General features: G+C 42.8%; 19 protein-coding genes. 11 read left to right on the plus strand and 8 right to left on the minus strand.

From position 1 onward, the window contains the following. Positions 1–109: 109 nt before the first annotated feature. The 8 genes from VB118_01715 (at position 110) to VB118_01750 (ending at position 9,525) form a co-directional block, all read left to right on the plus strand. Entirely contained in the window at positions 110–2,098 is a 1,989-nt protein-coding gene (locus VB118_01715) for a DHH family phosphoesterase (GenBank protein MEA4831317.1), read from the plus strand. Positions 2,099–2,162: 64 nt separating this feature from the next. Further along, a complete protein-coding gene (gene rplI, locus VB118_01720; protein MEA4831318.1) occupies positions 2,163–2,609 on the plus strand; it encodes a 50S ribosomal protein L9 in 447 nt (148 codons plus the stop codon). 17 nt (positions 2,610–2,626) lie between these two features. Then, complete coding sequence (dnaB, locus tag VB118_01725) at positions 2,627–4,000, plus strand: replicative DNA helicase (GenBank protein MEA4831319.1); 1,374 nt, start codon at positions 2,627–2,629, stop codon at positions 3,998–4,000. 27 nt (positions 4,001–4,027) lie between these two features. Next, complete coding sequence (gene tilS, locus VB118_01730; protein ID MEA4831320.1) at positions 4,028–5,410, plus strand: tRNA lysidine(34) synthetase TilS; 1,383 nt, start codon at positions 4,028–4,030, stop codon at positions 5,408–5,410. Between the two features lie 13 nt (positions 5,411–5,423). Beyond that, a complete protein-coding gene (gene hpt, locus VB118_01735) occupies positions 5,424–6,017 on the plus strand; it encodes a hypoxanthine phosphoribosyltransferase (GenBank protein MEA4831321.1) in 594 nt (197 codons plus the stop codon). A 50-nt stretch (positions 6,018–6,067) separates the two neighbouring features. Next, the gene (gene ftsH, locus VB118_01740; protein MEA4831322.1) at positions 6,068–8,089 is read left to right on the plus strand and encodes an ATP-dependent zinc metalloprotease FtsH; all 2,022 of its coding nucleotides are present in this window, start codon (positions 6,068–6,070) and stop codon (positions 8,087–8,089) included. A 55-nt stretch (positions 8,090–8,144) separates the two neighbouring features. Next, positions 8,145–9,008, plus strand: a complete 864-nt coding sequence (locus VB118_01745; protein MEA4831323.1) for an MBL fold metallo-hydrolase — start codon at positions 8,145–8,147, stop codon at positions 9,006–9,008. A 118-nt stretch (positions 9,009–9,126) separates the two neighbouring features. Further along, positions 9,127–9,525, plus strand: a complete 399-nt coding sequence (locus tag VB118_01750; GenBank protein ID MEA4831324.1) for a hypothetical protein — start codon at positions 9,127–9,129, stop codon at positions 9,523–9,525. A 210-nt stretch (positions 9,526–9,735) separates the two neighbouring features. Here the strand turns inward: VB118_01750 and VB118_01755 are convergent, their stop codons facing one another. The 5 genes from VB118_01755 to VB118_01775 all read right to left on the minus strand — a co-directional run bounded on the left by VB118_01755 (position 9,736) and on the right by VB118_01775 (position 17,729). Then, positions 9,736–10,323, minus strand: coding sequence for a lysoplasmalogenase family protein (locus VB118_01755; GenBank protein MEA4831325.1), 588 nt, complete (start codon positions 10,321–10,323; stop codon positions 9,736–9,738). Positions 10,324–10,595: 272 nt separating this feature from the next. Then, a complete protein-coding gene (locus VB118_01760; protein ID MEA4831326.1) occupies positions 10,596–12,125 on the minus strand; it encodes a S8 family peptidase in 1,530 nt (509 codons plus the stop codon). 283 nt (positions 12,126–12,408) lie between these two features. Beyond that, the gene (locus VB118_01765) at positions 12,409–14,094 is read right to left on the minus strand and encodes a S8 family peptidase (GenBank protein MEA4831327.1); all 1,686 of its coding nucleotides are present in this window, start codon (positions 14,092–14,094) and stop codon (positions 12,409–12,411) included. A gap of 204 nt (positions 14,095–14,298) precedes the next feature. Then, positions 14,299–16,023 carry a S8 family peptidase gene (locus tag VB118_01770; protein ID MEA4831328.1) on the minus strand — a complete coding sequence of 575 codons (1,725 nt, stop codon included), beginning with the start codon at positions 16,021–16,023 and terminating at the stop codon, positions 14,299–14,301. A gap of 14 nt (positions 16,024–16,037) precedes the next feature. Next, complete coding sequence (locus tag VB118_01775) at positions 16,038–17,729, minus strand: S8 family peptidase (protein MEA4831329.1); 1,692 nt, start codon at positions 17,727–17,729, stop codon at positions 16,038–16,040. A gap of 169 nt (positions 17,730–17,898) precedes the next feature. On the opposite strand from VB118_01775, the gene VB118_01780 reads away from it, so the two are divergent. Next, positions 17,899–19,134 (plus strand): peptidoglycan-binding protein, encoded by a 1,236-nt coding sequence (locus VB118_01780; GenBank protein MEA4831330.1) that lies wholly within the window; start codon positions 17,899–17,901, stop codon positions 19,132–19,134. A 110-nt stretch (positions 19,135–19,244) separates the two neighbouring features. Here the strand turns inward: VB118_01780 and VB118_01785 are convergent, their stop codons facing one another. Next, complete coding sequence (locus tag VB118_01785; protein ID MEA4831331.1) at positions 19,245–20,189, minus strand: N-acetylmuramoyl-L-alanine amidase; 945 nt, start codon at positions 20,187–20,189, stop codon at positions 19,245–19,247. 337 nt (positions 20,190–20,526) lie between these two features. Between VB118_01785 and VB118_01790 the strand changes: the two genes are divergently transcribed. Beyond that, positions 20,527–21,087, plus strand: a complete 561-nt coding sequence (locus tag VB118_01790) for a TetR/AcrR family transcriptional regulator (protein MEA4831332.1) — start codon at positions 20,527–20,529, stop codon at positions 21,085–21,087. Between the two features lie 262 nt (positions 21,088–21,349). Beyond that, positions 21,350–21,799 (plus strand): hypothetical protein, encoded by a 450-nt coding sequence (locus VB118_01795; protein MEA4831333.1) that lies wholly within the window; start codon positions 21,350–21,352, stop codon positions 21,797–21,799. 137 nt (positions 21,800–21,936) lie between these two features. Here VB118_01795 and VB118_01800 read toward each other — a convergent pair whose 3' ends face one another. Further along, positions 21,937–23,769: a hypothetical protein gene (locus VB118_01800; protein MEA4831334.1), complete on the minus strand. Its 1,833-nt coding sequence runs from the start codon at positions 23,767–23,769 to the stop codon at positions 21,937–21,939. A 175-nt stretch (positions 23,770–23,944) separates the two neighbouring features. Further along, positions 23,945–25,156 carry an MFS transporter gene (locus VB118_01805; protein ID MEA4831335.1) on the minus strand — a complete coding sequence of 404 codons (1,212 nt, stop codon included), beginning with the start codon at positions 25,154–25,156 and terminating at the stop codon, positions 23,945–23,947. Between the last annotated feature and the right edge of the window lie 100 nt (positions 25,157–25,256).

The raw sequence follows: 25,256 nt of genomic DNA on the forward strand, positions 1-25,256 counted from the left end.
TTATATTATATTTGTTTTACGTACACGTTTATTTTGACTAATACTTATACTGCTTATCGGGTTTCGTACCGTTGACATGCAATCATTAATAGAAAAGGAGGTTCGTACAATGAAAAAGAGCGGTTCTTCGCTGAACGGAACTCGCAGATTGATATTGATATCTCTGCTTGTGCTTATCTGCTTTTCGCTTATATGCGCTTCAGTTGACATAAGACTTACTCTTATCGGAATGATATTTGCCGTTTTTGAGCTCACGGCATTTTTAATTTACAGCGGATTCGTCGCAAAAAGAAATGCGATCAATGAAGAAAATATATCGCTTCTTGGTAATATCACTCTTGATTTTTTGATGCAGTTTACATTCCCGCTTGTCATTCTTGACGCAGAAGGCGGTATTGTCTGGTACAATCGGAGCTTTTCCGATAAAACAGGCACGAAAGCTGTGCTGTACGGTCTCAATATAAACGAATTTCTTCCGGAAAAGCTCAACACAAAAAAGCTTTTTGACGAGGATTCGGACAGATGTGCCCGTGCTGTTCTTTCTGATGTGACATATGATATAACGTCATATTCGCTCGGTTCATATCAAAAGCTTTATTATCTGACTGTATGGCAGGACAAGACCGAGCTGATCGCACGCGAGGAAGAGCTTCGTGCGAAGAACCCTGTCATCAGCTATATCGCTGTCGATAACTACTCGGAAGCTTCCGGATACCATCAGAACGATTATCGCGCCGTCACCGCTAAAATTTCGATCCTCCTGCAGCAGTGGGCATCCGGGCTTGACGGAATACTCGGCGAGGTCGAACGCGACAGATATATACTTATCATAGATGAAAGCCACCTTTCCGCGATTACCGATAAGAAATTCGACATCCTTGACGAAGTCCGCGATATATCGAAGGATAATGTCGATATACCGGTTACGGTTTCGATCGGCACTGCCTGTGTGGACGGGACATTTGCCGAAAAGGAAGCCGTTGCTCATACCGCGCTTGATCTTGCTCTTCAGCGCGGAGGTGATCAGGCGGTCGTCAAAACCAGAGGCGTGACAGAATTTTACGGAGGCAAGACGAAAACGGTTCAAAAACGAACCAAAATTCGCTCGCGTATAATTGCCGGAGAGCTTACCGGTCTTATGAAAAAAGCATCAAACGTGCTGATTATGGGACACAGATACGCGGATCACGATTCAGTCGGAGCTTGCGTCGGCATAGCGAGGCTGGCGTTCGTCTGCTGCGATAAGATAAATATTATTGTAAATCTCAATGATTATAACCTGAAACCCATATTTCAAAAGCTTCGCGGCATTGACGAATATAAAACAATTTTTATTGATTCGTCCTCCGCGCAGGATCTGATCACTCCAGACACTCTGCTTGTGATTTTAGATGTGAACAACTGCGAGCATTTTGAATCCATTGAGCTTTATGAAAATACCGCCAATGTAGTGATCATCGATCACCACAGGAAAACCGGTGAATTCACAAATACGCCGAAAGTCACATATATAGAGCCGTCGGCGTCATCGGCAAGCGAACTTGTCGCGGAAATACTTGAACAGGCGATAGCTCCGGGCGGACTTTTGAAAGAAGAAGCGGAAATTCTGTTTTCGGGTATAATTCTTGATACAAAGCAGTTTACCCGCAATACAGGCACGCGAACTTTCGCCGCCGCGTTGTATTTGAGAGGAGAAGGCGCTAATCCCGCCGAAGCTCAGATGCTTTCAAAAATCGACCTCAAGGAATTCATTAGAGAAATAAAATTCGAAAATAACGTTGTAATATACAGAAATATAATAGCGATATCCGTCTATGACGGAAAAGTCTTTGCGGCGGACAAAATCGCGGCCGCAAAGGCGGCGGACAGATTATTGAATGTGGACGGAGTTCTCGCTTCGTTCGTCCTTTGTGAAATAGAGGACGCGATACATATATCATCGCGTTCTTCCGGAAGCGTTAATGTACAGCTCATTCTTGAAAGACTTGATGGCGGAGGTCATTACGATGCCGCCGGAGCGCAATTGAAAAATATGCCGATGAAAACCGCGCTTTCAATGCTGAAGGAAGCGATAGACTATTATCTGAATCAGGGCTGACCTGACGCTATTTGTAATTTATCGGGTAAAATACTAAACGAGAAAAAGCAAAAAGGGGATAAATATGAAAGTATTTTTAAAGGAAGATGTAAAATCGCTCGGAAAAAAGGGCGATATAGTAAATGTCTCAGACGGATACGCGAGAAATTTTCTTTTTCCGCGCGGAATAGCCGCCATAGCGGATGCCAAAGCGGAAAACGAACATAAGGCCAAAGCGGAAAGCGAGAAATTCCGTCTTGCCGCAGAGCTTGACGAAGCAAAGGGAACCGCGAAAAAGCTTGAAAGTCTCACTGTTAAGCTGGTTGCCTCAGCCGGCGCGGACGGAAAGCTTTACGGAAGCATAACAAACTCAAAGGTTTCGGAGGCACTCGCGCAACAGTACGGCATATATATTGAACGTAGAAAAATAGCTGTAGACGAACCGATCAAAGCATACGGAGCGTACAAGCTTGAGGTAAAGCTGTATCCCGGTGTTGGCGCGTCGCTTAACATATTGGTAACTGATAAATAAAACCGGAGATAAATAAAGTGGATCGAAAAACAGCTGTTTCCGCCTCCGACCTTACAGTAAGACAGCTGCCTTATTCGCCGGAGGCCGAGCAGGCGGTGTTAGGTGCGCTGATTCTCGACGGAACAAAAATCAACGAAATCGCCGGTAAAATTTCTCCGGAAGATTTTTATATTGATAAACATGTCGGCATATACGAGGCTGTCACGGAACTGTTTGTACAGTCGCGTACAATCGATGCCGTCACGCTTGTGGATCTTCTTGTGAAGCGCGGGTTATATAACGAAGCCGGAGCGAGCAGCTATATTCACCGGCTTGCTGAGACTGTTCCGAGCATCGCAAATATCGGCGATTATGTGAGAATCGTCAGAGATAAGGCGATGCTACGCAGATTGATCGGAATCTGCTCCGAAATTGAGGAAAGCGCTTATGAGCAGTCCGAGGACGCAAGAGCAATAGTCGATTGCGCCGAAGCCAAAATATTTGAGCTCTCACAGGGAAACATAACTCAGGATTTCGCGCATGTCCGCGACATAATAATGCAGTTCATGGCGAATCTGAATTTTACGCGCACAAACAAGGAGGAAGCTAAGGGACTGCCGACATATTTCGGCGGTATCGACAACTTTCTCGTCGGAATGGGCAAGGGCGATCTCGTAGTTGTCGGCGCGCGCCCAGGAATGGGCAAAACGAGCTTTGCCATGAATATCGCGACCTCCGCCGCAAAGCACGGAAAGGTTGCCGCTGTTTTTTCTCTCGAAATGTCAAAAATCCAGCTTGTTTCGAGAATGCTTTCTTCGGAAGCAAGGATTGACAGCTATAATTTACGCACAGGCGAATTGAACGCGGACGAGTTTGCCCGTCTTGCCGCCGCTTCAACTATGCTTTCGGGCGCCGAAATATACATAGACGATACGTCTGACATTACGGTTTCTCAGATGAAAGCTAAGCTTAGAAGACTAAAAAATCTCAGCTTTGTCGTAATAGATTATCTTCAATTGATGAGTTCGGATAAAAGAATAGATAACAGAACTCTGGAAATCGGAGATATATCGAGAAACCTTAAAATAATGGCCAAGGAATTTGGCGTTCCGGTCATGCTGCTCAGTCAGCTCTCAAGAAATCCGGAGGGACGCCCGGATAAAAAGCCTCAGCTTTCCGACATGAGAGATTCCGGAGCTATCGAACAGGATGCCGATATCGTCATGTTTTTATACCGTGACGAGTATTATAAAGAAAATACCGATATGAAAAACCAGGCGAGCTGTATGATCGCAAAAAACCGTCACGGCGGAACCGGAGCGGTCACGCTCGGATGGGAAGGAAAATATACGCGGTTTTGTACAATTGAGCAGAATTTTCAGGAACCTCACGAGGGCTCCGGAGACGCGTAAGCTGCTGTTGTACCGCTTGATAATCAAATGGACATTAAAAAGATTATATCAAAAATCGACGGAGCGGTCGAAGAATATTCGATGCTTGCGGGCTGCCGCGGCGTACTGGTCGGGCTGTCCGGAGGCAAGGACTCCGTATGCCTTTTACATTATCTTGCTTCGCAATTCAGTTCGGGGAGCTGTGAAATTAACGTATACGCATGTCACCTGAATCACATGATCCGCGGCGCGGAGGCTGACGCAGACGAAAATTTCTGCCGTGATCTCTGCCGTTCGCTCGGTGTTGATTTCATTTCTGAAAAGCGCGATATCCCCGTGATTGCCGAAAAAACCAAAAAATCCATAGAAGAAGCGGCGAGAGATGCGCGATATGATCTTTTTGACCGAGCGGCGGGTATATCTGGCTGTGACAGGATTGCCACGGCGCACACGGCGAGTGATAATGCCGAAACCATAATATTTCGGATTGCCCGCGGAACGTCTGTTTCTGGTCTGTGCGGTATCCCGCCTGTCAGAGACAATATTATCCGTCCGTTAATAGATTTAAATTCTGATGAAGTAATCGCGTATTGTAATTATTTCGGTCTCGAATTCCGCACAGACAGCACAAATGCGGATATATCGTATCCGCGCAATCTGATCCGTGCGGAGATAATTCCGCAGCTTGAAAGAATAAATCCTTCATTTGCAAATGCCGCACGCAGGCTTTCGCGGTCAGCTTCTGAACAAAGGAAATATATTATATCGCAGGCGGACAAATATAATAACGAATGCAGTAAGAACCGCATACCAATAGAGCTCGCGCAGAGGCTGAATGCGGGAACGGAAAAATGCATACTGTATGAGCTGATCGTCCGCGCGATCGCCGGGGAAACATCGGTGCCGGTCACGACTGAACGTTTTGATGCGCTTTCAGCGTTAATCGCAGAGCCGAAGCCCGATAAGGTTATAGAAATTACAAACGGGTTAAGCGCATATCCGGATGCTGACATGAGATATCTCGAATTCGGGACGCCTCCTGACAATATAAATTATACGGTTATGCTTTGCGAAGGAGTAAATCGCATCAAAGAAACAGGCGTTGTTATTGAAATTGAACGGTGCGGCGGGTATTCTGATTTTAAAAATATTAACAAAATGCACAAGATTATATATGTCAATTCTGATATGATAAAAAGCGGTTTAACCGCACGAAGCCGTGCCGAAGGTGATTGTTACATCGCTGGCGGAATGACCCGTAAGGTAAAAAAAATCATTTCCGGTTCGGATTTTACGCGCTCTGAAAGACAAAAAACACCAGTTATATGCGATGAACAAGGTATAATCTGGATTCCGGGCGGTCCTCTTTGCGATCGTCTGCGCCCACAAAAAAACTGCGGATTAACAAAGATCATTTTTAATTATCAATAAATCGGAGAAAACTATGAGCATTGAAAAAGCCATTCCGGTATTCGGTGCGCTTACTGACGATATTGATCACGTTCTCCTTACCGCGGAAGAGCTAGATACTATCGTAAAACGCGTCGGATGCGAAATCACGAACAAATTTTCCGTTGAAACAGGAAATACCGGCAGAAAGCTGTTGGCTGTCTGCATCCTGAAAGGCTCTCTCGTCTTTGTCGCCGATCTGATCCGTGAAATCAAATTACCGCTGGAGGTATCGTTTTTACGTGCTACCTCATACGGAAGCGGCACTGTATCCTCGGGAGTGGTTGAAATCAGCCTTGCAATCGACGAAAAGGATTTAATCGGAGCCGATGTCCTTGTCGTCGAGGATATTCTCGACAGCGGACACACACTGTCTAATATTTTAAAGTATCTTGCGGGTAAAGGCGCTCACAGCGTTTCATTGTGTGTGCTTCTCAACAAACCGTCACGGCGCAAAACAGAAGTCACCATAGATTATGAAGGAAAACAGATACCTGACGAGTTTGTCGTAGGATACGGACTTGATTATAATGAAAAATATAGGAATTTACCGTATATCGGAGTTCTGAAAAAAGAATTGTATTCCTGAAATAAATCGATTTAACGAAAAGCAGACCAAACAGCAAGGAGAACTTTTTAATGAAGAGTAATTTTAAGGTTATTTTATTCTATGTTGTTATGATTGCGGTCGTTTTGATGCTTGTCAATTTCCTTGTCGGAGGGACGGAAACTCAAAAGCCCGTATACAGCGATATAGTTAAGTTATTTGAAAACGAACAGGTCAAGGAATTTAATATTGATATCAACAACAATATTACAATATTGACTCAGGACGGGAAAACGGTTTCTTTCCGCCTGAGAGATCTATACCTATTCGAAGAACATGTCGGAGATCTGATCAAGGATCAATACAAACGCGGCATCATTACGAAATATAACTATGAAGAGCCGATCACTTATGCATGGTGGATCAGCCTTATTCCGTATGCGGTGGTCATTATAGGATTTATACTCCTGTATGTATACATGTTCAATCAGGCGGGCGGCAAGGGCGGAAAAATTTCATCCTTCGGTCGGGCTCATACAAAGCTCGGAAGCGATGAAAAGAAAAAGACGCTGTTCAGCGATGTCGCCGGAGCGGATGAAGAAAAGGAAGAGCTCTGGGAAATTGTCGATTTTCTGAAAAATCCGGCCAAATATCAGGAACTAGGTGCGAGAATCCCGCATGGTGTGCTGCTTGTCGGCCCTCCCGGCACAGGTAAAACACTGCTTGCAAAGGCTGTCTCAGGAGAGGCTCAGGTGCCGTTCTATTCGATATCCGGCTCTGATTTTGTCGAGATGTATGTCGGTGTGGGTGCTTCGCGTGTCAGAGATCTTTTCGAAACAGCGAAAAAGAATTCTCCGAGCATTGTTTTCATCGATGAAATTGATGCGGTTGGACGTCACAGAGGCGCAGGACTTGGCGGCGGACACGATGAGCGCGAACAAACTCTGAACCAGCTGCTTGTTGAAATGGACGGCTTTGGCAGCAATGACGGTGTCATCATTATTGCGGCCACCAACCGCCCAGATATTCTCGACCCAGCGCTTTTGCGTCCCGGCCGTTTTGACCGCCAGATAACAGTTAATTATCCGGATATCAAAGGCAGAGAAGATATTCTAAAGGTTCACGCAAAAGGCAAGCCGCTTGAGAAAGACATCAATCTCGCGAACCTCGCGAAGACTACAGCAGGCTTTACCGGCGCTGATCTTGCTAATGTATTAAACGAAGCGGCTCTTCTTGCCGCTCGCAAAAATAAGAAGCTTATCGGAAATGCGGATCTTGAAGAGGCGACTCTGAAGGTTATCGTCGGCACTCCTAAAAAGAGCAAGGTCGTAACGGAAAAGGATAAACGTCTGACCGCATATCACGAGGCCGGACATGCCATTGTCACAAAGCTGCTCAAGACGCAGGATCCTGTTCACCGTATATCTATTACGCCAAGCGGACGCGCCGGAGGCTATACGCTTTCATTGCCGTCTCATGACAAGCAATACATGTCAAAGACCGAAATGGATGAAGAAATCGTCACGCTGCTCGGCGGGCGTGTTGCCGAAAAGCTGGTGCTTAACGACATATCCACCGGAGCATCAAACGATATCGAACGCGCGACACAGCTTGCACGCAGCATGGTGACACAATACGGTATGAGCGAATCTCTCGGACCCATTGTCTACGGCTCCGGTCATTCTGAAATATTCCTCGGACGTGATTTCAACAACACACGGAATTATTCGGAAAAGATTGCCGCAATGATTGACGATGAAGTTATGAATGTCATAGACGGCGCGTACAACAAAGCTCGTTCAATTCTCGAAGATAATATAAAGAAGCTCCACTTTATAGCCGAATTTTTAATTAAAAATGAGGCAATGGACGGAGAGCAGTTCGAAATGGCCATGACCACGGACGCAACGAACGAAGAAATCGAAGCTGTCAGTGAAAAAAAAGCCAGAACAAGCCGCGACGAAAATGATAAAAAACGCAATGAGGATGAGCAAAAGCGAAAAGAACTGGCCGAAAAGCTTGCAAAAGATATAGCAAGGCCCTCTGCTCAGAATTATAACGAAAACAGAAGTAATGATCCGGCGGAATCCGGAGAAAATAAAGACAATAAATAAAAATACCGCCGCAGGCTGATCTCAGCTTGCGGCGTTTTGACAGAAAGGGAAATACATGGAGATAATATACATTGGCACGGCGGCTTCGGAGGGCATACCGGCATTGTTCTGCAAATGCCCGACATGCGTTGAAGCGCGCAAAACGATGGGAAGGGAATTCAGGGGAAGAGCCGGAGTATGTATAAATAAAAATCTATTGATAGATGCTCCGCCGGATATTTATCACGGCTGTGTCGCGGCGGGTATTGATCTTTCCGAGATCAAGGATATTGTCGTTACGCATGCACATGAGGATCATTTTGATGCGTATGAGCTTTCCACACGCCGCACCCCTGTTTATTGTTTCAGACCGGACGAAGAAAAGATGAGGGTTTGGGGCAATATGCGTTGCGGAAAGCTTTTGGATCAGTATGTGCCAGGTTCCGCCAAGGGTCACGGCGATTCCACGCCGGGTTTATGCTTTACATATTCGCCGATGTATGAGCCTGTCAAAACCGCGTCGGGCGTAACGGCGTATCCGCTTCCCGCCGATCATGATTATGAGGAGGAATGTAGGATATTCCTTCTGGAGGAGGACGCCACAGGAAAAAGATTCCTTTACGGTCACGATACGGGTCTTTTTCCTGATGAAACGATGAAATTTCTAAAAGGGAAATTATGCGACGTCATTTCGCTCGACTGTACATATGTATATCTGAAGCATGACAGTGGGCACATGGGACTTGAAGGCGATGTAAAAATGAGAAAACGCCTGACAGAGATAGGCGCGGCGAATGATAAGACACGCTTTATATGTCACCATTTTTCACATAACGGCTTTGTCGACAACGGCGCGAGAAAAACACAAACGGAGTTTATTTCAGACGCGGAGAAAATGGGCTTTATCGTCGCCTTTGACGGAATGCGGATAAAAATTTAATACTTAAATAAATTACCATTTGGTATTGAAAAAATAATCCAACTATGGTATATTTATGTATAATGTATTATCGTTATTAATGTGATAATTTATTATTTAGACATCGGTGGAGGATAATATGAACATAAATGTAAGATTGGCAGATAATCATGACATAGAATCATTGATTAAGGCGAGATTCAGTTATTTTGAAGCTGAAAAGTGGGAAGTAACTACAAAACAACAATCGGAAATTGAAAACCAATTACGGCAATACTTTTTAAAGCATCTATGCGTTGACTTTTTCGCCAGTATTGTGGAAGATGACAGTATATTAGCTTCAGTAGCATTTTTGGCTATTTCAGAAATTCCCGCTAATTTAAGCACTCCCACCGGGAAAATCGGTACAGTATTAAATGTCCTTACCTACCCGGAATATCGGAGTCCTGATATTTCTGACAAAATCCATTACTTTGACCCTTATGTTTGCGTTGCTTTATATGCTTCTGGTAATGGTGACGCCAATACCGAAAGCTAACTTTATTCTGTATTTAGATAATGATATGATTACAACAGCAATGGCCCTTCGTATTTGTCTTCCGCAGTTATTATCAGGGATTATTTTATCCACCATCGGCGTTGTTCTGAACACAAAAGCGCTGAAGTATCGGTAATTCTTTAAAAACGGAGTTCCATTAATTGAAAATTTGCCCGGAGCCTTCAAAACGAAAAGCTCCGGGCAAATTTTTTATATTCCGGTAAGAAGCAATATCTGTCCGATAGGATAAAACCACCAAATCAACTGATCTTTATTGTTTATATGCCGTCCGCCGACAAAGTCGACAGCGATAAAAACATCGGATATCAGGAATGAAATCGCGCCGATACCGGAAAGCCACAGCCATCCGCCCGACGCGGCTGAGCAGGACAATACCGACGTACAGTCAAAGCATATAAAGGCAAGATATACAACACATAGGATTAGTAATTGTATGTTGCTTCCGCTGGAATTTGTTTTGTTCAGCCAAAATAAAAAGGTAACCAAGATAATAAAAATAAAAGTTCCCAATACGGTTCCGTAATTAAAGAACATTGTTCCTGACATTCTTTGACGGATTATAAAGGCCGCGCTGTAAAGGCAATGGGCAATAATAAAACTCATTGTCCCCGCTTCAAATGAATGCTTTTTTAAAAAAGCTGTCATTATCGGTTCCCATTTGGCCAGAAGTATATCTCCTCCGGATGAAAACAACATACCGAGGAAACAGAAAAGTCTATATGGGGAAGGGAAAATAACAAATATTATTAAAGAATATGTCAAGATAATCGCCGTCAATACGACACTTCCGCTTATTCTTTTTGTTTGAAAGAACCGATCCGCTTTTCATCGCCTCTCTTTTTGCATCAATATATCCGTTGAAGAGTCAAATATGAATTCGCGAATATATTAACTCGGCATTTAATTAAATAATTACCGCATTAAGTGAGAAAAGACTCTGGTATATAGGCTTTTCTCTTTTATAAAGCAATGGTTATTTAATCGTCATTTTAATAATACTATAAAATGTAAGCTGTGTCAATGCTGAGCATTGAAGCAGCATTTGCCTCTTATGTTTCCCGCATCAACTGAAATGCCTGAAACAGATTAAGACTTCCGTATCCCCATCTGTTATTGGGATACGTCATATTTTCGCTTCTGTTGCATCCGCGAATCATGTAAGCGCGTATTTGATATGTGCTGATGGCAGGATCGTTTTCTTTGACTATGCCCCATTGAAGCATGAGGGCTGCGGCACCGGAGGTTATTGCCGTCGCTGCGCTGGTTCCGTCCATTGTTCCGCGCCCGTAAGGATAAAAGCCTTCTATATTTACTCCGGGAGCGACAAGATCGGGAGCGAAATTTTCCGTACGAGTGGGTCCCCATGATGAATTTGCGTACAAGCTGTTCAAAGTGGTATTATAAGCGCCGCATACAATGGCTCCCGTCATTGTCGCTGGACCTGTAATTGTATAATTCGGGCTCGGAGAAAGGAATACAACACTGGGATCGACAAACCCTGTCAGAGGCAGCCAAGAGTGAAACCTGCCGTTTAGAATTAAGTCGCCGTAAACGGTTATGGTCCAAATGCCCGGAGTAGGATCGATGAGCTTAATTGCCGTCAGCTGTCCGCCCGATCCTTCTATAGGATAATAATATGACAGCCGGACAGATGATTTCTCCAATATCATTTTAGTCAGTGTAACGTTTCCCGAGCGCGCCGGTATTCTGGGGATAAATTCACCCGTAGGAGAACGGATGGCTACCGAAATCCTATCCGATACTCCTGTCCAGATCGAAACAAAAAAATCCCCTGCGTTTTCTCCCACTTTTATATCTATATTCTGCGTTTCCCCTGTCGCCGCAATAACTCCATCCATATGGTGCCGTGCCTGGCTTTCGTTTCCTGCCGCAATGCAAAGACATACGCCGACTAAATCAGATATTCCTCTTAAATATTCCTGGAATATTGAATATTGATCATGACTTCCGAAATTGGTGCCTAATCCTATACATATGACCACCGGTCGGTTAAATCGTCTCGCCCTGTCCAGTATATATTCGATGCCAATCATGATTGCACTGGATTCATATGCATATTCCTGTGTTTTTGGCACGGCAAAAAGCTCAAGGTAATATGGTCTTGCTTTTCTGAGCTTTACGGCAATGATTTCAGCATCAGGCGCCGCACCGATGAAATCGTCCGTTTCCCGCCCGGCGGCCACTGATGCCAGAAAGGTTCCGTGCCCGGAAGTGTCTTCTTCGGGAACGATCTGCTTTGGATTGTCGCTTTGAAGAGCCGCGTTGATTTGATCGTTTGTATATTCCGTACCAATGTAAAATCCCTCCGGTGGCGGACCCTCTACAGTCTGGTCATAGATTGATATTATTTTGCTGCTTCCGTCCTCGTATTTAAAAACATCCAAAGTATAATCAATTCCGGTGTCCACAATACCGAAGATAACGCCCTGTCCTCTCAGATTCAGATATGGTTGATCATGAACCTGAGTAATACCGCTTATATCAAGAGTACCATTATCCAGCAAGCCGAAAACGAGTGATTGCACACTGATAAGCCCGGAGCCTAAGAGTTTTCTCAATTCTAAAAAAACATTCTCTTTAGAATACGCAATCAGATAGCGGCCCGCTAGCTGTTGAGCAATGGCTACTTCATATTGTCTGATTGCCGCCTCAGTAAATTCATTACTTCGTATGATAAAATCCACGGTATTAGGATCATAAAGCAGCTTTTGCAATAGTTCTTTATTTTCCGGACTGTTAATGTAGCTGTCTATATCAATACACTCCCTTACTTATTTATATGACATTTTTACTTATATACTGCATAAATTGATATTCTTCAATATTATGATATTAAAATATCTATGTTTCTCGCATAAGCTGAAAAGCTTGAAACAAATTAAGGCTTCCGTAACCCCAGCTGTTATTGGGGTATATCATGTTTTCGCTCCGGTTACAGCCTCGTATCATATAGGCGCGTATTTGATATGTGCTCAGAGAAGGATCATTTCCTTTGACTATGCCCCATTGAAGCATGAGGGCCGCGGCTCCGGCGGTTATTGCCGCCGCTGCGCTTGTTCCGTCCATTGTTCCTCGCCCGTAAGGATAAAAGCCTTCTACATTAACGCCGGGTGCGACAAGATCAGGAGCTAAATTCTCTATACGAGTAGGTCCCCGTGACGAATTTGCGTACAAACTGTTCAAAGTGGTATTATAAGCGCCGCATACAATAGCGCCTGTCATTGTCGCTGGGCCTGTAATCGTATAATTTGGGTTCGGAGAAAGGAATACAACGCTCGGATCGACAAATCCGGTAAGAGGCAGCCATGAATGGAATTTGCCGTTCAGAATCAGGTCGCCATAAACGGTTATGGTCCAAATTCCCGGTGTCGGACCAAAGAGCTTAATTGCTGTCAGTTGCCCGCCCGTTCCTTCTATCGGATAATAATACGCTATATCAACAGATGATTTTTCCAAGATCAGTTTGGTTGAAATAATTTCTCCCGAGCGTGCCGGTATTCTTGGGATAAATTCACCCGCAGGAGAACGGACAGCAACCGAAATTCTGTCAGATACTCCTGTCCATATTGAAACAAAAAAATCTCCTGCGTTTTCTCCAACTCTTATGTCTATGTTCTGTGTTTCCCCGGTTGCCGTAATAATATCATTCATATGATGTCTTGCCTGACTTTCATTTCCGGCCGCGACACAAAGGCAGACTCCTACCTGATCGGACACACCGCTCAGATATTCTTGAAATATGGAATATTGATCGTGACTTCCGAAATTCGTGCCTAATCCTATACATATGACCACCGGCCGATTTAAACGTCTCGCTCTGTCCAGTATGTATTCGACGCCAACCATTATGGCACTGGATTCATAAGCATATTCCTGCGTTTCAGGTACAGCATATAAATTAAGATAATAGGGTCTTGCTTTCCTGAGCTTTACGGCTATGATTTCGGCATCAGGTGCCACACCGATGAAATCGTCCGTCTCCCGTCCGGCGGCCACCGATGCCAGAAAGGTTCCGTGCCCGGAGGTATCTTCTTCGGGAACGATCTGCTTTGGATTGTCGCTTTGAAGGGCCGCGTTGATCTGTTCGTTTGTATATTCTGTGCCAATGTAAAATCTCTCCGGAGGAGGGCCCTCGACTGTCTGGTCATAGATTGATATTATTTTGCTGCTCCCATCCTCGTAACGGAAAACATCCAATGTATAATCTATTCCTGTGTCCACAATTCCGAAGATAACGCCCTGTCCCCTCAGATTCAAGTATGGCTGATCATGTACTTGTGTGATACCGCTCGAATTAAGGTTGATATTGTCAAGCAAGCCGTAAACAAGCGATAATATACTGATTAGCCCGGCGCCCAGCAGCTTTCTCATTTCGATAAAAACATCCTGTCTGGAATAAGCAATTAAATACCGTCCTCCAAACTGTTTTGCGATAGCAACTTCGTATTTTTTAATTATTGATTCGGTGAATTCATTACTTCGTATGACAAAATCCACAGTGTCAGGATCATAAAGCAGCTTTTGCAATAATTCTTTGTTTTCCGGACTGTTAATGTAGCTGTCTATATCAATACACTCCTTTACTGTTTTTAAACGGTAATAGAATAATGCTTTTATATGATTAAAATCCTATATGTCAAAAGTTTTAAATATGCGGCAGAGGTATATTGAATTGCCTTTTTAATAATATACGTTAATTGCCACATTAAAAACAATCCAACATGTCGCTATTTACATTTCTTTCATTATTTGAAAGGCCTGTATCAGATTGAGGCTTCCGTAACCCCATCTGTTATTGGGATATGTCATATTTTCGCTCCGGTTACATCCACGGATCATATAAGCTTTTATGTGATATGTACTCATGGAAGGATTGTTTGCTTTGACTATTCCCCATTGAAGCATCAAAGCCGCGGCGCCTGCGGTTATTGCTGCCGCCGCGCTGGTTCCGTCCATTGTTCCGCGCCCATAAGGATAAAAGCCATCTATATTAACACCGGGCGCAACAAGATCGGGAGATAAATTTCCAATACTTGTCGGTCCCCAGGATGAATATGAGTATAGACTGTTCAGGCTGGAATTATAAGCGCCACAGACAATGGCTCCTATCATCGTTGCCGGGATGGTTACGGTATAATTTGGATTGGGAGCAAGGAATATTATACTCGGATCAACAAACCCTGTCATGGGCAGCCACGCATTGAATTTACCGTTTAAAATGATTTCTCCGAAAACAGTAATCGTCCATGTTCCCGGCGTTGGATTGATGAGTTTAATTGCCGTAAGCTGTCCGCCCGTACCTTCTATCGGAAAATAATATGATATACCGATGGATGCTCCTTCCAATAACAACTTTGTCGTAAAAATGCTTCCTGAATGAGCGGGTATTCTCGGTACTAATTCACCGGTTGGCGAACGGATTGAAACTGAAACTCTGTCTGACACACCTGTCCATATTGAAATTAAGGCGTTCCCTGTGTTTTCACCAACTATTATATCAATATCTTGAGTTTCGCCGGTTGCCGTGATCAGACCTTCTGCATGATGCTTTGCCTGGCTTTCATTTCCCGCCGCAATACAAAGGCAAACGCCTTTAAGGTTGGATACATTGTTTAGATACTCTTCAAATATTGTATAACCATCATGGCTTCCGAAATTAGTGCCGAGACCAAGACAAATGACGACGGGTTTGTTAAGACGACTCGCTTTTTCCAATATGTATTCAATCCCTATCATGACGTTGCTGGATTCAAAAGCATAATTTTGTGCTTCTGGCACGGAAAATAAATCGAGGTAATAAGGTGCTGCTTTCCTGAGCTTGACGGCTATGATCTCGGCATCCGGTGCAGCGCCGATGAAATCGGCCGTTTCCCGTCCGGCAGCCACCGATGCCAGAAAGGTTCCGTGGCCGGAGACATCTTCCTCCGGGATAAGCTGTTTAGGATTATCGCTTTTAAGAGCAGCGTTGATTTGATTGTTTGTATATTCCGTACCGAAATAAAATCCTTCCGGAGGACGGTCTTCAATTGTTTGGTCATAAATTGATACTATCTTGCTGCTTCCATCCTCATACCGAAAGATATCCAATGTGTAATCAATTCCGGTGTCTACAAACCCGATAATGACTCCTTCACCTCTTAAATTCAGATATGGCTGATCATGAACTTGAGTAATACCGCTTGATTTAAGGCTTATATTATCAAGTAATCCGAGAATTACTCCCCTGATACTTATCACCCCTGCGCCCAGCTTTTTTCTTATATCTGAAAAAATATCCTGCTTGGAATAACATATTGTATATTGTCCTAAAAGTGTTTTCGCCAATGCTATATCATATTTATTTATTAATGTTTCTGAATACTGGTTTTTGCGTATGACAAAAGCCACTGAGTCCGGATCCAAAAGCAACTTCTGTAATAAGCATTTATTCTTTTCGCAATCTATATAGCTGTCCAAAATGATATACTCCCTTACTGGTTATATAACACGAGATCATCCATGGTATCACATAGATTAAGTGTTCCGTATCCCCATATAGGATTAGGATATTTTATGGGGAATTTTCTTTCGGCGTTTCTGCATAAAAAGGCTTTTATTCTCTGCCCGTACAGGAAGAAGTCGTTTTTCTGATTTTCACCCCATTCCATCATGAGTGCTGCCGCTCCGGTAACAAAAGGCGCGGCAATACTCGTGCCGCTGAAGCTGTCATATCCTCCGCCGACAGCGGCAGTTGTTATATCTATTGCCGGAGCAACCAGATCCGGCTTTTGCCCATATGTCCAATATCCTGTGCCTCGTCCGGAAAATTCGGCGCAGGTATTTAGAATTGCGGAATATCCGCCGACAGCGATAACTCTGAATGATGTAGCAGGAAGTGTTATTGTGTTTTCAATACTTGGCACAAGAAAAGCGGTTTTTTCTGTGACCATATCAGTCATAGGAAGCCATATATCAAAATTGCCGTCTACAATTTTCGTCCCGGTAATTGCGAGCCGCCATATTTCCTGATTCATTGAACCGGATACGCTTTGCAGCGAAATATATATTTCCTGATTGAAGTTATAATGATTTGGCTGACCGTAAAGGATCATTATTTTAACATTGCCTAATGTTACTTGTTTCACGCGTTCAAAAGCGTTTATTACTCCTGTTGAAATTCCTGACGGAGTAAATAACTCAATTTGAAATGAATCGGCAAAATTTTTCCATAAGGTCATATAAAGCTGACTTATATTTTCACCGATGGAGAATTCTACATTGTCAGTTTGCAGTTGCTTCAATTGGTTGTGATAATGATGCCCCGCGCTTCCTTCATTTCCGGAGGCCACACAGATGACGTTTTTCCATCTCTGCGCGGCTGAATCAAGGTAACCCTCGAAAAGTGAAGTGCCGTTATGCGCCCCGTCATTTGTTCCGTAGCTTATATTAATCGCAATCGGTTTCTCTACGCCTTGCGCTATATCAATGCAGAATTTCACTCCCCGCATGATTTCCGTACTTTTTGCAAAACCGGGTTTATCAGAACCGAGTTTTACTATTATTATTTCAGCTTGTGGAGCCACTCCGATGTTATCTCCATTGCTGGCTCTGCCGTTTCCCGCTGCGACTCCGGCGACAGCTGTTCCGTGTCCAAAAAAATCCTGTTCAGGTACAATTGATAATGGATTATCGCTCGCAAGCGCCAGATCAATATCAGCTTTTGTATAAAGGTGACCGTTTTTGAATCCCGAGGGCGGAGAGATGTCGGCAGCAGTTTGATCCCACAGGTACATAATACGGCTTGTTCCGTCAGGTTGTCGAAAATCCGGATGCGTATAATCAATGCCGGAATCTATTATTCCGATAAATACTCCTTTGCCTGACAGATTATAACCGCTTTCAAGCTGAACAGGACTGATGCAGGCGGCGTCAAGGCTGCGTTCCAATTGATAAGTGACCGTTTTTGGCAGCTCATAATATTCAATTTGACTTAGTTGTATAATTGTGGGAATACGATAAGCGGGCAATGTCAAGATTGCGTAATTTTCATTTAATTCTTCAGCGGAGGCTTCCAGTTTTTCTGCGATTTCATCAAGGCTGCCGTGATATTTTATTATAACTTCTATATTTTGTTCCGGATCGAAGCCCTGGAATTGCCTTATTAATTGTTCCCGTATATCCATTGTTTTTCTCCTTTGGTAATAATCCCGTGTTATGGACACGTTTATTTCCACGCAAATATTATCTATAAGACAACTTTAAAAATTGCCGATAATAAACTGTGACTGTAATTAATAAAAAGTAATAATAAGAAAGCAACAGTCATAAAATTCAATTACGGAGGTGATAATTATGAATAGAAATAATGAGGAAGTGGACACCGGTTATCTAAATGTCAGTGTTAAGTCTGTTCGCAACGCACAGCCTATTCCAGATGCAAAAGTAACTGTATCCAAACCAAATACGGTTGTTGAAGTGTTGAATACAGACTCTGCCGGTCAAACTGAAACCATTCCGCTCGGAGCGCCGCCTGTGGAATATTCAGAGGAAGTGCTCGGCGTGAAACCTTATTCGGAATATCAGGTAGATGTTGAGGCTCCCGGATATGAACGTGTCACAGTTAACGGAGTACAGCTGTTTTCAGAGAGTACCGCGATACAGGATATACGTCTTTTTGCGACCAATACACCCGGGACGCAGGAAATAACTATCGAGCAACATACATTATGGGGAACATTCCCGCCAAAGATACCCGAGGCTGAGGTCAAGCCGCTTCCCGACGGCAATGGCTATATCGTGCTTCCCCAACCGGCAATTCCTGAATATATGGTCGTACATTTGGGAGTGCCGAATGATAAAACCGCAAGAAATGTCTGGATTCCTTTCAAGGATTATATTACAAACGTTACCTGCTCGGAAATTTATTCCACTTGGCCAGTACAAACTATACGCGCCAATATTTTAGCTATATTATCTTTTGCGTTGAATCGTGTATATACCGAATGGTATCGTGGGAAGGGCTATGATTTTACAATAACAAACAGCACCGCTTATGATCTCATGTTTGTTTACGGACGCAATTATTATTACAATATACAAAATATTGTCGATGATTTGTTTACAACTTATGTAACCAAACCCGGTATACGACAACCGCTTTTTACTCAATTTTGTGACGGTTCACGGGTAACCTGCGATGGCCTTGAGCAATGGGGCTCAAAAAGTATGGGAGACCAGGGAAAGGATGCCCTCACGATCCTGCGTTCATATTATGGCTCAAATGTATACCTGAAGCAGGCCGATAAGGTTCAGGGCGTCCCGATTTCTTATCCCGGTGAAGCGCTCAGAATCGGATCCTCCGGTATGGATGTACGTACTATTCAAACACAGCTGAACAGCATATCCGATAACTATCCGATGATTCCGAAGATCAAGGTAGACGGTATCTACGGTCCGAAAACCGCCAATGCGGTAAAAACCTTTCAGAAAATATTTTATTTGCCGGCTACAGGAGTTGTAGATTTCGCGACATGGTATAAAATATCCAATATTTATGTTGCCGTTAATCGTTTGTCTGAATTAGGATGATATACTATTAACTCGGCATTTGAATAATTACCGCTCACAGAGAGAAAAGGCTCTAATATATAGGTTTTTTCTTTTATAAAAACAAAAATTGTTTAATGCCGTTTTAATAATTACTTATGTCTTTCAACAAGCTCAATCGTTTCATACATGATTTTCCTGCTGTCGATATTTATCCAATGATTATTAGGCAAATACTCCGGATGGCGTACGCATATGCAATACATGATTCTATTTCCGCTTGATTTGTCAACGGTATCAGAATCTATTGCGTCATATAAAGGCAGCTCGACCGGTATTGTGCGTCCGGACAAATCGGTTTGTCCGTGATAGATAACGATATGATTTCCGCACATACCGCGGTAAACAATAACATCAGCTTTTGATACCGGATTATGTCTCTTGTCTTGAGAATACACTTCGATAAACAGGCGGCATACTCCTTTGTTATTATCGGGATACAGCTGGTAAAACGGAGTGGGAGCCGGATCATATGCTTCGGACATTGTGGCTAAATGAAAATAAAATATTATACCGTTTGAAATGCCAAACGCAAATTGATCGGGATGATCGAACATCAGATCGGCATCACCCTTGTTTGTTATAAATCCCATTTCGATAAGGATTACGGGTATGGCATTTCTAACGGAAGAATGAAAGCCCGGATTTATATAAACGCCGCGGTTCTGCAGCTTTGTCGTAATATATAGCTGTTCCAGAATTGTCTCAGCAAGCGGCTTCGCATCGGGAGAAGATACAATACAATCTGAACCTGTCGCGTACGGATCTGTTGAAGCGTTTGTATGTAAGCTTATAATATAATCCGCTCCCCACCTCCTTGCATCGTCGATCCGCACAGACGACGAGCTTGATCTTGAATAACCCAGCTGTATATCAGGTGAATTTCGCGATAAACGAGTTTCAAAACCGTTATCATTCAGTATTGCGGCAATCAGCAGCCCGATTTCATATGTAAGCTCATGTTCACGGTATCCGTGACCTTCTGCTCCGGCATCAGTATTATTAGGGTTATGCCCCTGATCAATATATATTTTCATGACTAGATAACCTCCGGCATAGTTTCTATAATAAGTATATGGTAAAACGGACATTATGTTAAACGAGAGCGCGATAAAAAATCGGCTGTATCTTTGCGCATGATTTGCGCTTTGACACAGCCGGTTCTTAAGCTATTATCTATAACAATCGATTAAAACCCTATCACATATTATTAAAACGGCATTTAGAGAGAAAAGCCCATATACCAGAGTCTTTTCTCTCATTAAGCTATAATTATTTAAATGCCGAGTTAATAAATAAATTTATAATACTATTGCAAAATGGTCATTGGTGTGCTATAATTATAACGAACGTTAAATATAAGGAATATGTATTATGGTCGATAAAGATTTAAAAGAGCGAATTAAAGAAGTGGCTGTTGAGCATTTCAACAGAACAGGATACTATGGAACAACCATACGCAACATAGCAAGCGATGTGAATTGTTCCTTGCCGATGATTTATTATTATTACAAGAATAAAAAAGAATTGTTTGATGAAATTATAAAAAAAGATTATTTTAATCTTTTAAAAAGGCAAGCTTTGCTCTTGAAAATCAACAATATAATAGATTTTTATACGAAGTTCGTATATGATCTGAACGACCTGAGCAACTATGATAAACAAGTTTACCGACTTGGTATCAAGGTTTATCTGTCCTTTGACGGAGATGAGGAACTAATGAAACTCATGGATGAGTGGGAAAAGACCATACTTCCCAGACACTATAAAATTCTGCAGCCATATCTGATGAATACGAATAACGATACGGTAATTACTCGAACTCTGGTGCACTTATTGGAAACAATGATCGAAAACATCATCGTGAAAAATAGATATCTGTCTGAAAAAGAGATTCGGGAAGAAATCGATGTTGTCCTTCGCGGATGCGAATAATTTATATATAAGCTGACAATTTAACGCAAAATCAGCCGGCATATGAAAATGCCGGTTAATATTTACCTCGATATCTAACGAACGTTATTAAAAATCAATGAGATATTGGTTTATAATATTTATTGCCGCGCTATTAAAACGGCATTTAAATAAGCCTTGTTTCATAAGAGAGAAAAGCCCATACACCAGAGTTTTTCTCTCTATAAGCGGTAATCATTTAAATGCCGAGTTAATAATAATAAATTGAAAAGGAGATGCAGAAGTGAAAATTGAAAAAAGGCTTGCATTGCTGCAAAACACATATGCAGCATCAGTCGCAGAAACGGTCAACACATATGAAAAGTTAAAAGCGCTGGAGGTAGTTGTTGAGCGAAGAAAAGAAAGGCAGATGCAGACAGCGCCTTATCTTAATCAGCAATTGAGCATTGAATGCATTGAAGACGTTTTCTATAAGCTTTCGGAGGTCTATGGCTGCGCAGACTGGTCTTTGGAGAAAACTGATGATGTTTACATAGCTACTGCAACATCGTGTAAGCTCTGTGCGTTATCAAAGAAGATGGGAGGAGCAAACCCATGTAATGGATGGTGTCTTGATCCGATGATCGCCATGTTATCCGCCGTTGGTAAAATGGACTCTAAGAAAATTTCAGTTGAAAGCACTTTAATGAGCAGTGACAGATGCAGAGTTATTATTAAAACAGCAATTCAATAATAATTATTCGGCTCACATTGTGAGACACACATGAAAAAACAGCAGCCAAGTCATCGCCTTAGCTGTTGTTTTTCGCTTCTTGTTTATACTACATCCATACAGTATGGTGAACCGCTTTGAAATAAAAGCGGTTTGCTTTATTTCTTCAAATGTTCATACCCATAGTCTTTAGCCGAAATTTCACGATAAACCATAATCATATTGAACGCTGTGTTTTTTAATCCGTTTTCAGGAAAATCAAAGATATTATGAAAATGAGAACTATCATTCAGCAAAAAGACAAACTTTGAGCTATCTGATGTATTATAGAACGGAACAATTGTCCCGGTATCAAGCTTTACGCCCGGCCAGCCTTGAGCCACCATGAACTCTGACCAATTCCATTGAGTCTTATTTTGAATGTGATTCTCGATGAGTGCTCCGATGGAATCATAATCCAGAGCCTTCCAATCATTAAATCCTGCATAATTGGAACCGGCAAGCTCGGACATATATGTCGTAACTTGATTTTTCGTTTTGCCTGCCATTATAAAATCATCACCGGAGTTTCCAAACTCAATATTTTTTGAATAATACATGCCATCCCATTTTGCATCAACAACGATATTTTTCTCTATAGGAAGAACCATGAGCGCTTCTTGCTGTTCCAGATGGGATTTATATCGATTAATACAGTCCATTATTATTGCAGCATTGTCCCCGGTTTTTTGTTCTGTGGCGTGATAATACTCAACCTGAAGAATAAGAATAGCATCCTGATATTGTCTGAAGAAATCGTATTGCGCCTTGACTTTGTTATAGTCATCAGAATCCAGATAGCGGTCTTCATAAACGATCTCGTGCCAAAGAGTTAGAAGAGGTTTTTCACCGGCCAAACCTACAAGCTGGTTGTGAATCACATCCGCGTTATCGATAATTTTCGATTCAATCCTGTTTATAAGACTCTGTCTTGCTGTCTCGGGATTTGCGGGCGGATTAGTTATAAAATTGTTTAAATCCCTTCGTATACTGTATACACTAGAAATCAGATCATTTAACTGCAGTACTCGATTCCCGTAATCAGACAAAGCCTGCTGATGCGTTAGTTGTTTAAGCATATCTTTCAGCTGTGTGACGATATTGTCAAGCTGATTGCTGATTGCGTCAAGCTTTATAGACATTTTCGTCATTTCTGCTTTCATATCAGCCATGCCATCCTGGATTTTCGCCAGTTCCTCGGCGGTATGGTCTTCTTCGCCGAAGTTGATCCCGGCTTTGTCAAGTCCCCAGCCCATCAGTTCGCCGCCGACATAGGACACTGCACCCTCTGCAAGCGTAGTTGCCAGCCAAGAGGCGGCACCTTGCAGCATTATGGATTCCTGAAATGGATGAGTTTTACCGGAGTCAATCTCAATCAGAAGCTTTTCTATAAAAGGATTTATTCCGCCGTTTTCACTGGCTTCTTTCAAAAATTGATCATTGTTGAAATATTCATTTGAAATCTGCGTCCCGCTCGGAAGATCAAACCATTCCGGTATTTCCAGAAGATTTTTTACCGCAAGAAAAGCGTCGGTAAGACTTGCTTCAGGATATTTGTCGAGATATGCGCTGACAATGGTTGTGACGGGATTTATGTAGATTGTATCTGATTCAGTGTTATAGTCACGCACATCAACGCTCAGTTTTCCTGAGAATTTCTCATTGTATATAGTGCCGTCTTCGGTGACAATTCTGAAGTCAGAGGGAAGAGCTGATGTTTTAATCAGCATTCTGCCCTGCTCGTCAGTAATAAGGTTATCTGATTTAAGAATTTGCTTGCCGCTTGTGTCGTATACGCTTAAAACAGCGGATGATACAGGCACGCCTGCATACACCAAGCTGTTTATCGTGCATTCATTACGGCTGCAACCGACAGATATCATACAAGTGAGCGTGAGAGCAAAGCATAAAGTATAGGAAATAATCTTTTTTAACCGTTTGATAATCATCATTTTACCTTTTTCAAATATATTTGGACAATATTTTGTCCACTTGTCCACTTGTCCAGATGTATAGCTAAAAGCATATACACATCTAGATTAACAAATAACATTTTAACACAATATACATAGTCTGTCAAGTAATCTGTAACAAAGCATGACATTTTAAAAATTTCATCAATTATTTTTATTTAGTTGGCTTAAAACTGTGGGTAAGGTCTGACATCCAGAAAAACGGAAGTGCCGCGCACTGCATAACCACTGAAAATATTACCAGCCACATGGGCGATAAATCATAAAGAACGCCCATCATCCAGCTTCCCAGAAACCAACATATACCAAAAGCAGTCTGGAAAATACCGAAACCGGAGGAACGGCTTTGCTTTGGTACGATACTTGACACAGCAGCTTTTAGTATTGATTCCTGCGCCCCCATGCCGATACCCCATAATGCGACACCGAGAAACAGCGCCCATCGCGACGTAACCGAGAAAATCAGAATAGCAAACGGCGCAGAAATAAGAGTGGATAACATCAAAACTCTGATACCGCGTTTATCAAACAGCCATCCGAAAAAGAGAGCGGAAAAAGCGTCCACTGCCATAGCTCCCGCATAAATCAGCGGTAATGTATCAGTAGAAATGAGTCCGGTCCGGGCGGTATGCATAGTTATCATAGTAAAATCCAGAAAGCCGGCGGCAAATAAGCTGATGGCGATGATATAAAGAATAAACGAACGGTTCATTCTGAAAGGTACAGTTTCTTTCGCGGCAGGTTCGAATTCTTCCGGATTCGGATAACGCTGTTTTGCGATCAGCAGTAAAATTACGGTTATTATGGCGGGAATACCGAGTATTGCAAAACAGATTTTATACGTGGTAAAATGATCTTTGCTTTTATTCAGGAGCATAACTATAAAGAGCAGAACCGGTCCGAGAAACGCGCCGATCTGATCAAGGAACTCCTGTATGGCAAAACCCTTTCCGGCACCGGTTTGCGATGTGGCGAAGGATAATATCGTATCCTTCGCAGGTTTCTTGATGGCCTTACCTGCGCGCTGCACAACAATCAGCATACATGCCAGCAGCCAGCCGCCGCGCCCGACCAGAGCCAACGCGGGAATAGCCATACAGTCTATCAGATAACCCAAAACGGTCAACAGCCAGTATTTTTTCGTCCTGTCCGTTATCCAACCGGTGACGAGCCGAAGGGAATAGCCTATAAGCTCACCAAGACCGGACACAAAGCCTATGGCCGCAGCGGAAGCTCCTGCAAGACTAAGAAAATCTCCAAGTATACTTGCCGCTCCTTCGTGGGTCATATCGGAAAACAAGCTTACGATACCCATTAATAAAATAAAACCCAAAGCTGCCTTTTTCATAAATGCTTTTTTATCCATGCCGTTCACTTCCTCTATTTTTCATTATATATTATAACATTTATGCCGGTATCATCAATGCTTTTTCATAGCTTCAGTAACGGCAACTGTAACCGTAACC

The organism is Oscillospiraceae bacterium (genome assembly GCA_034925865.1).
GTDB lineage: Bacteria > Bacillota > Clostridia > Oscillospirales > SIG627 > SIG704.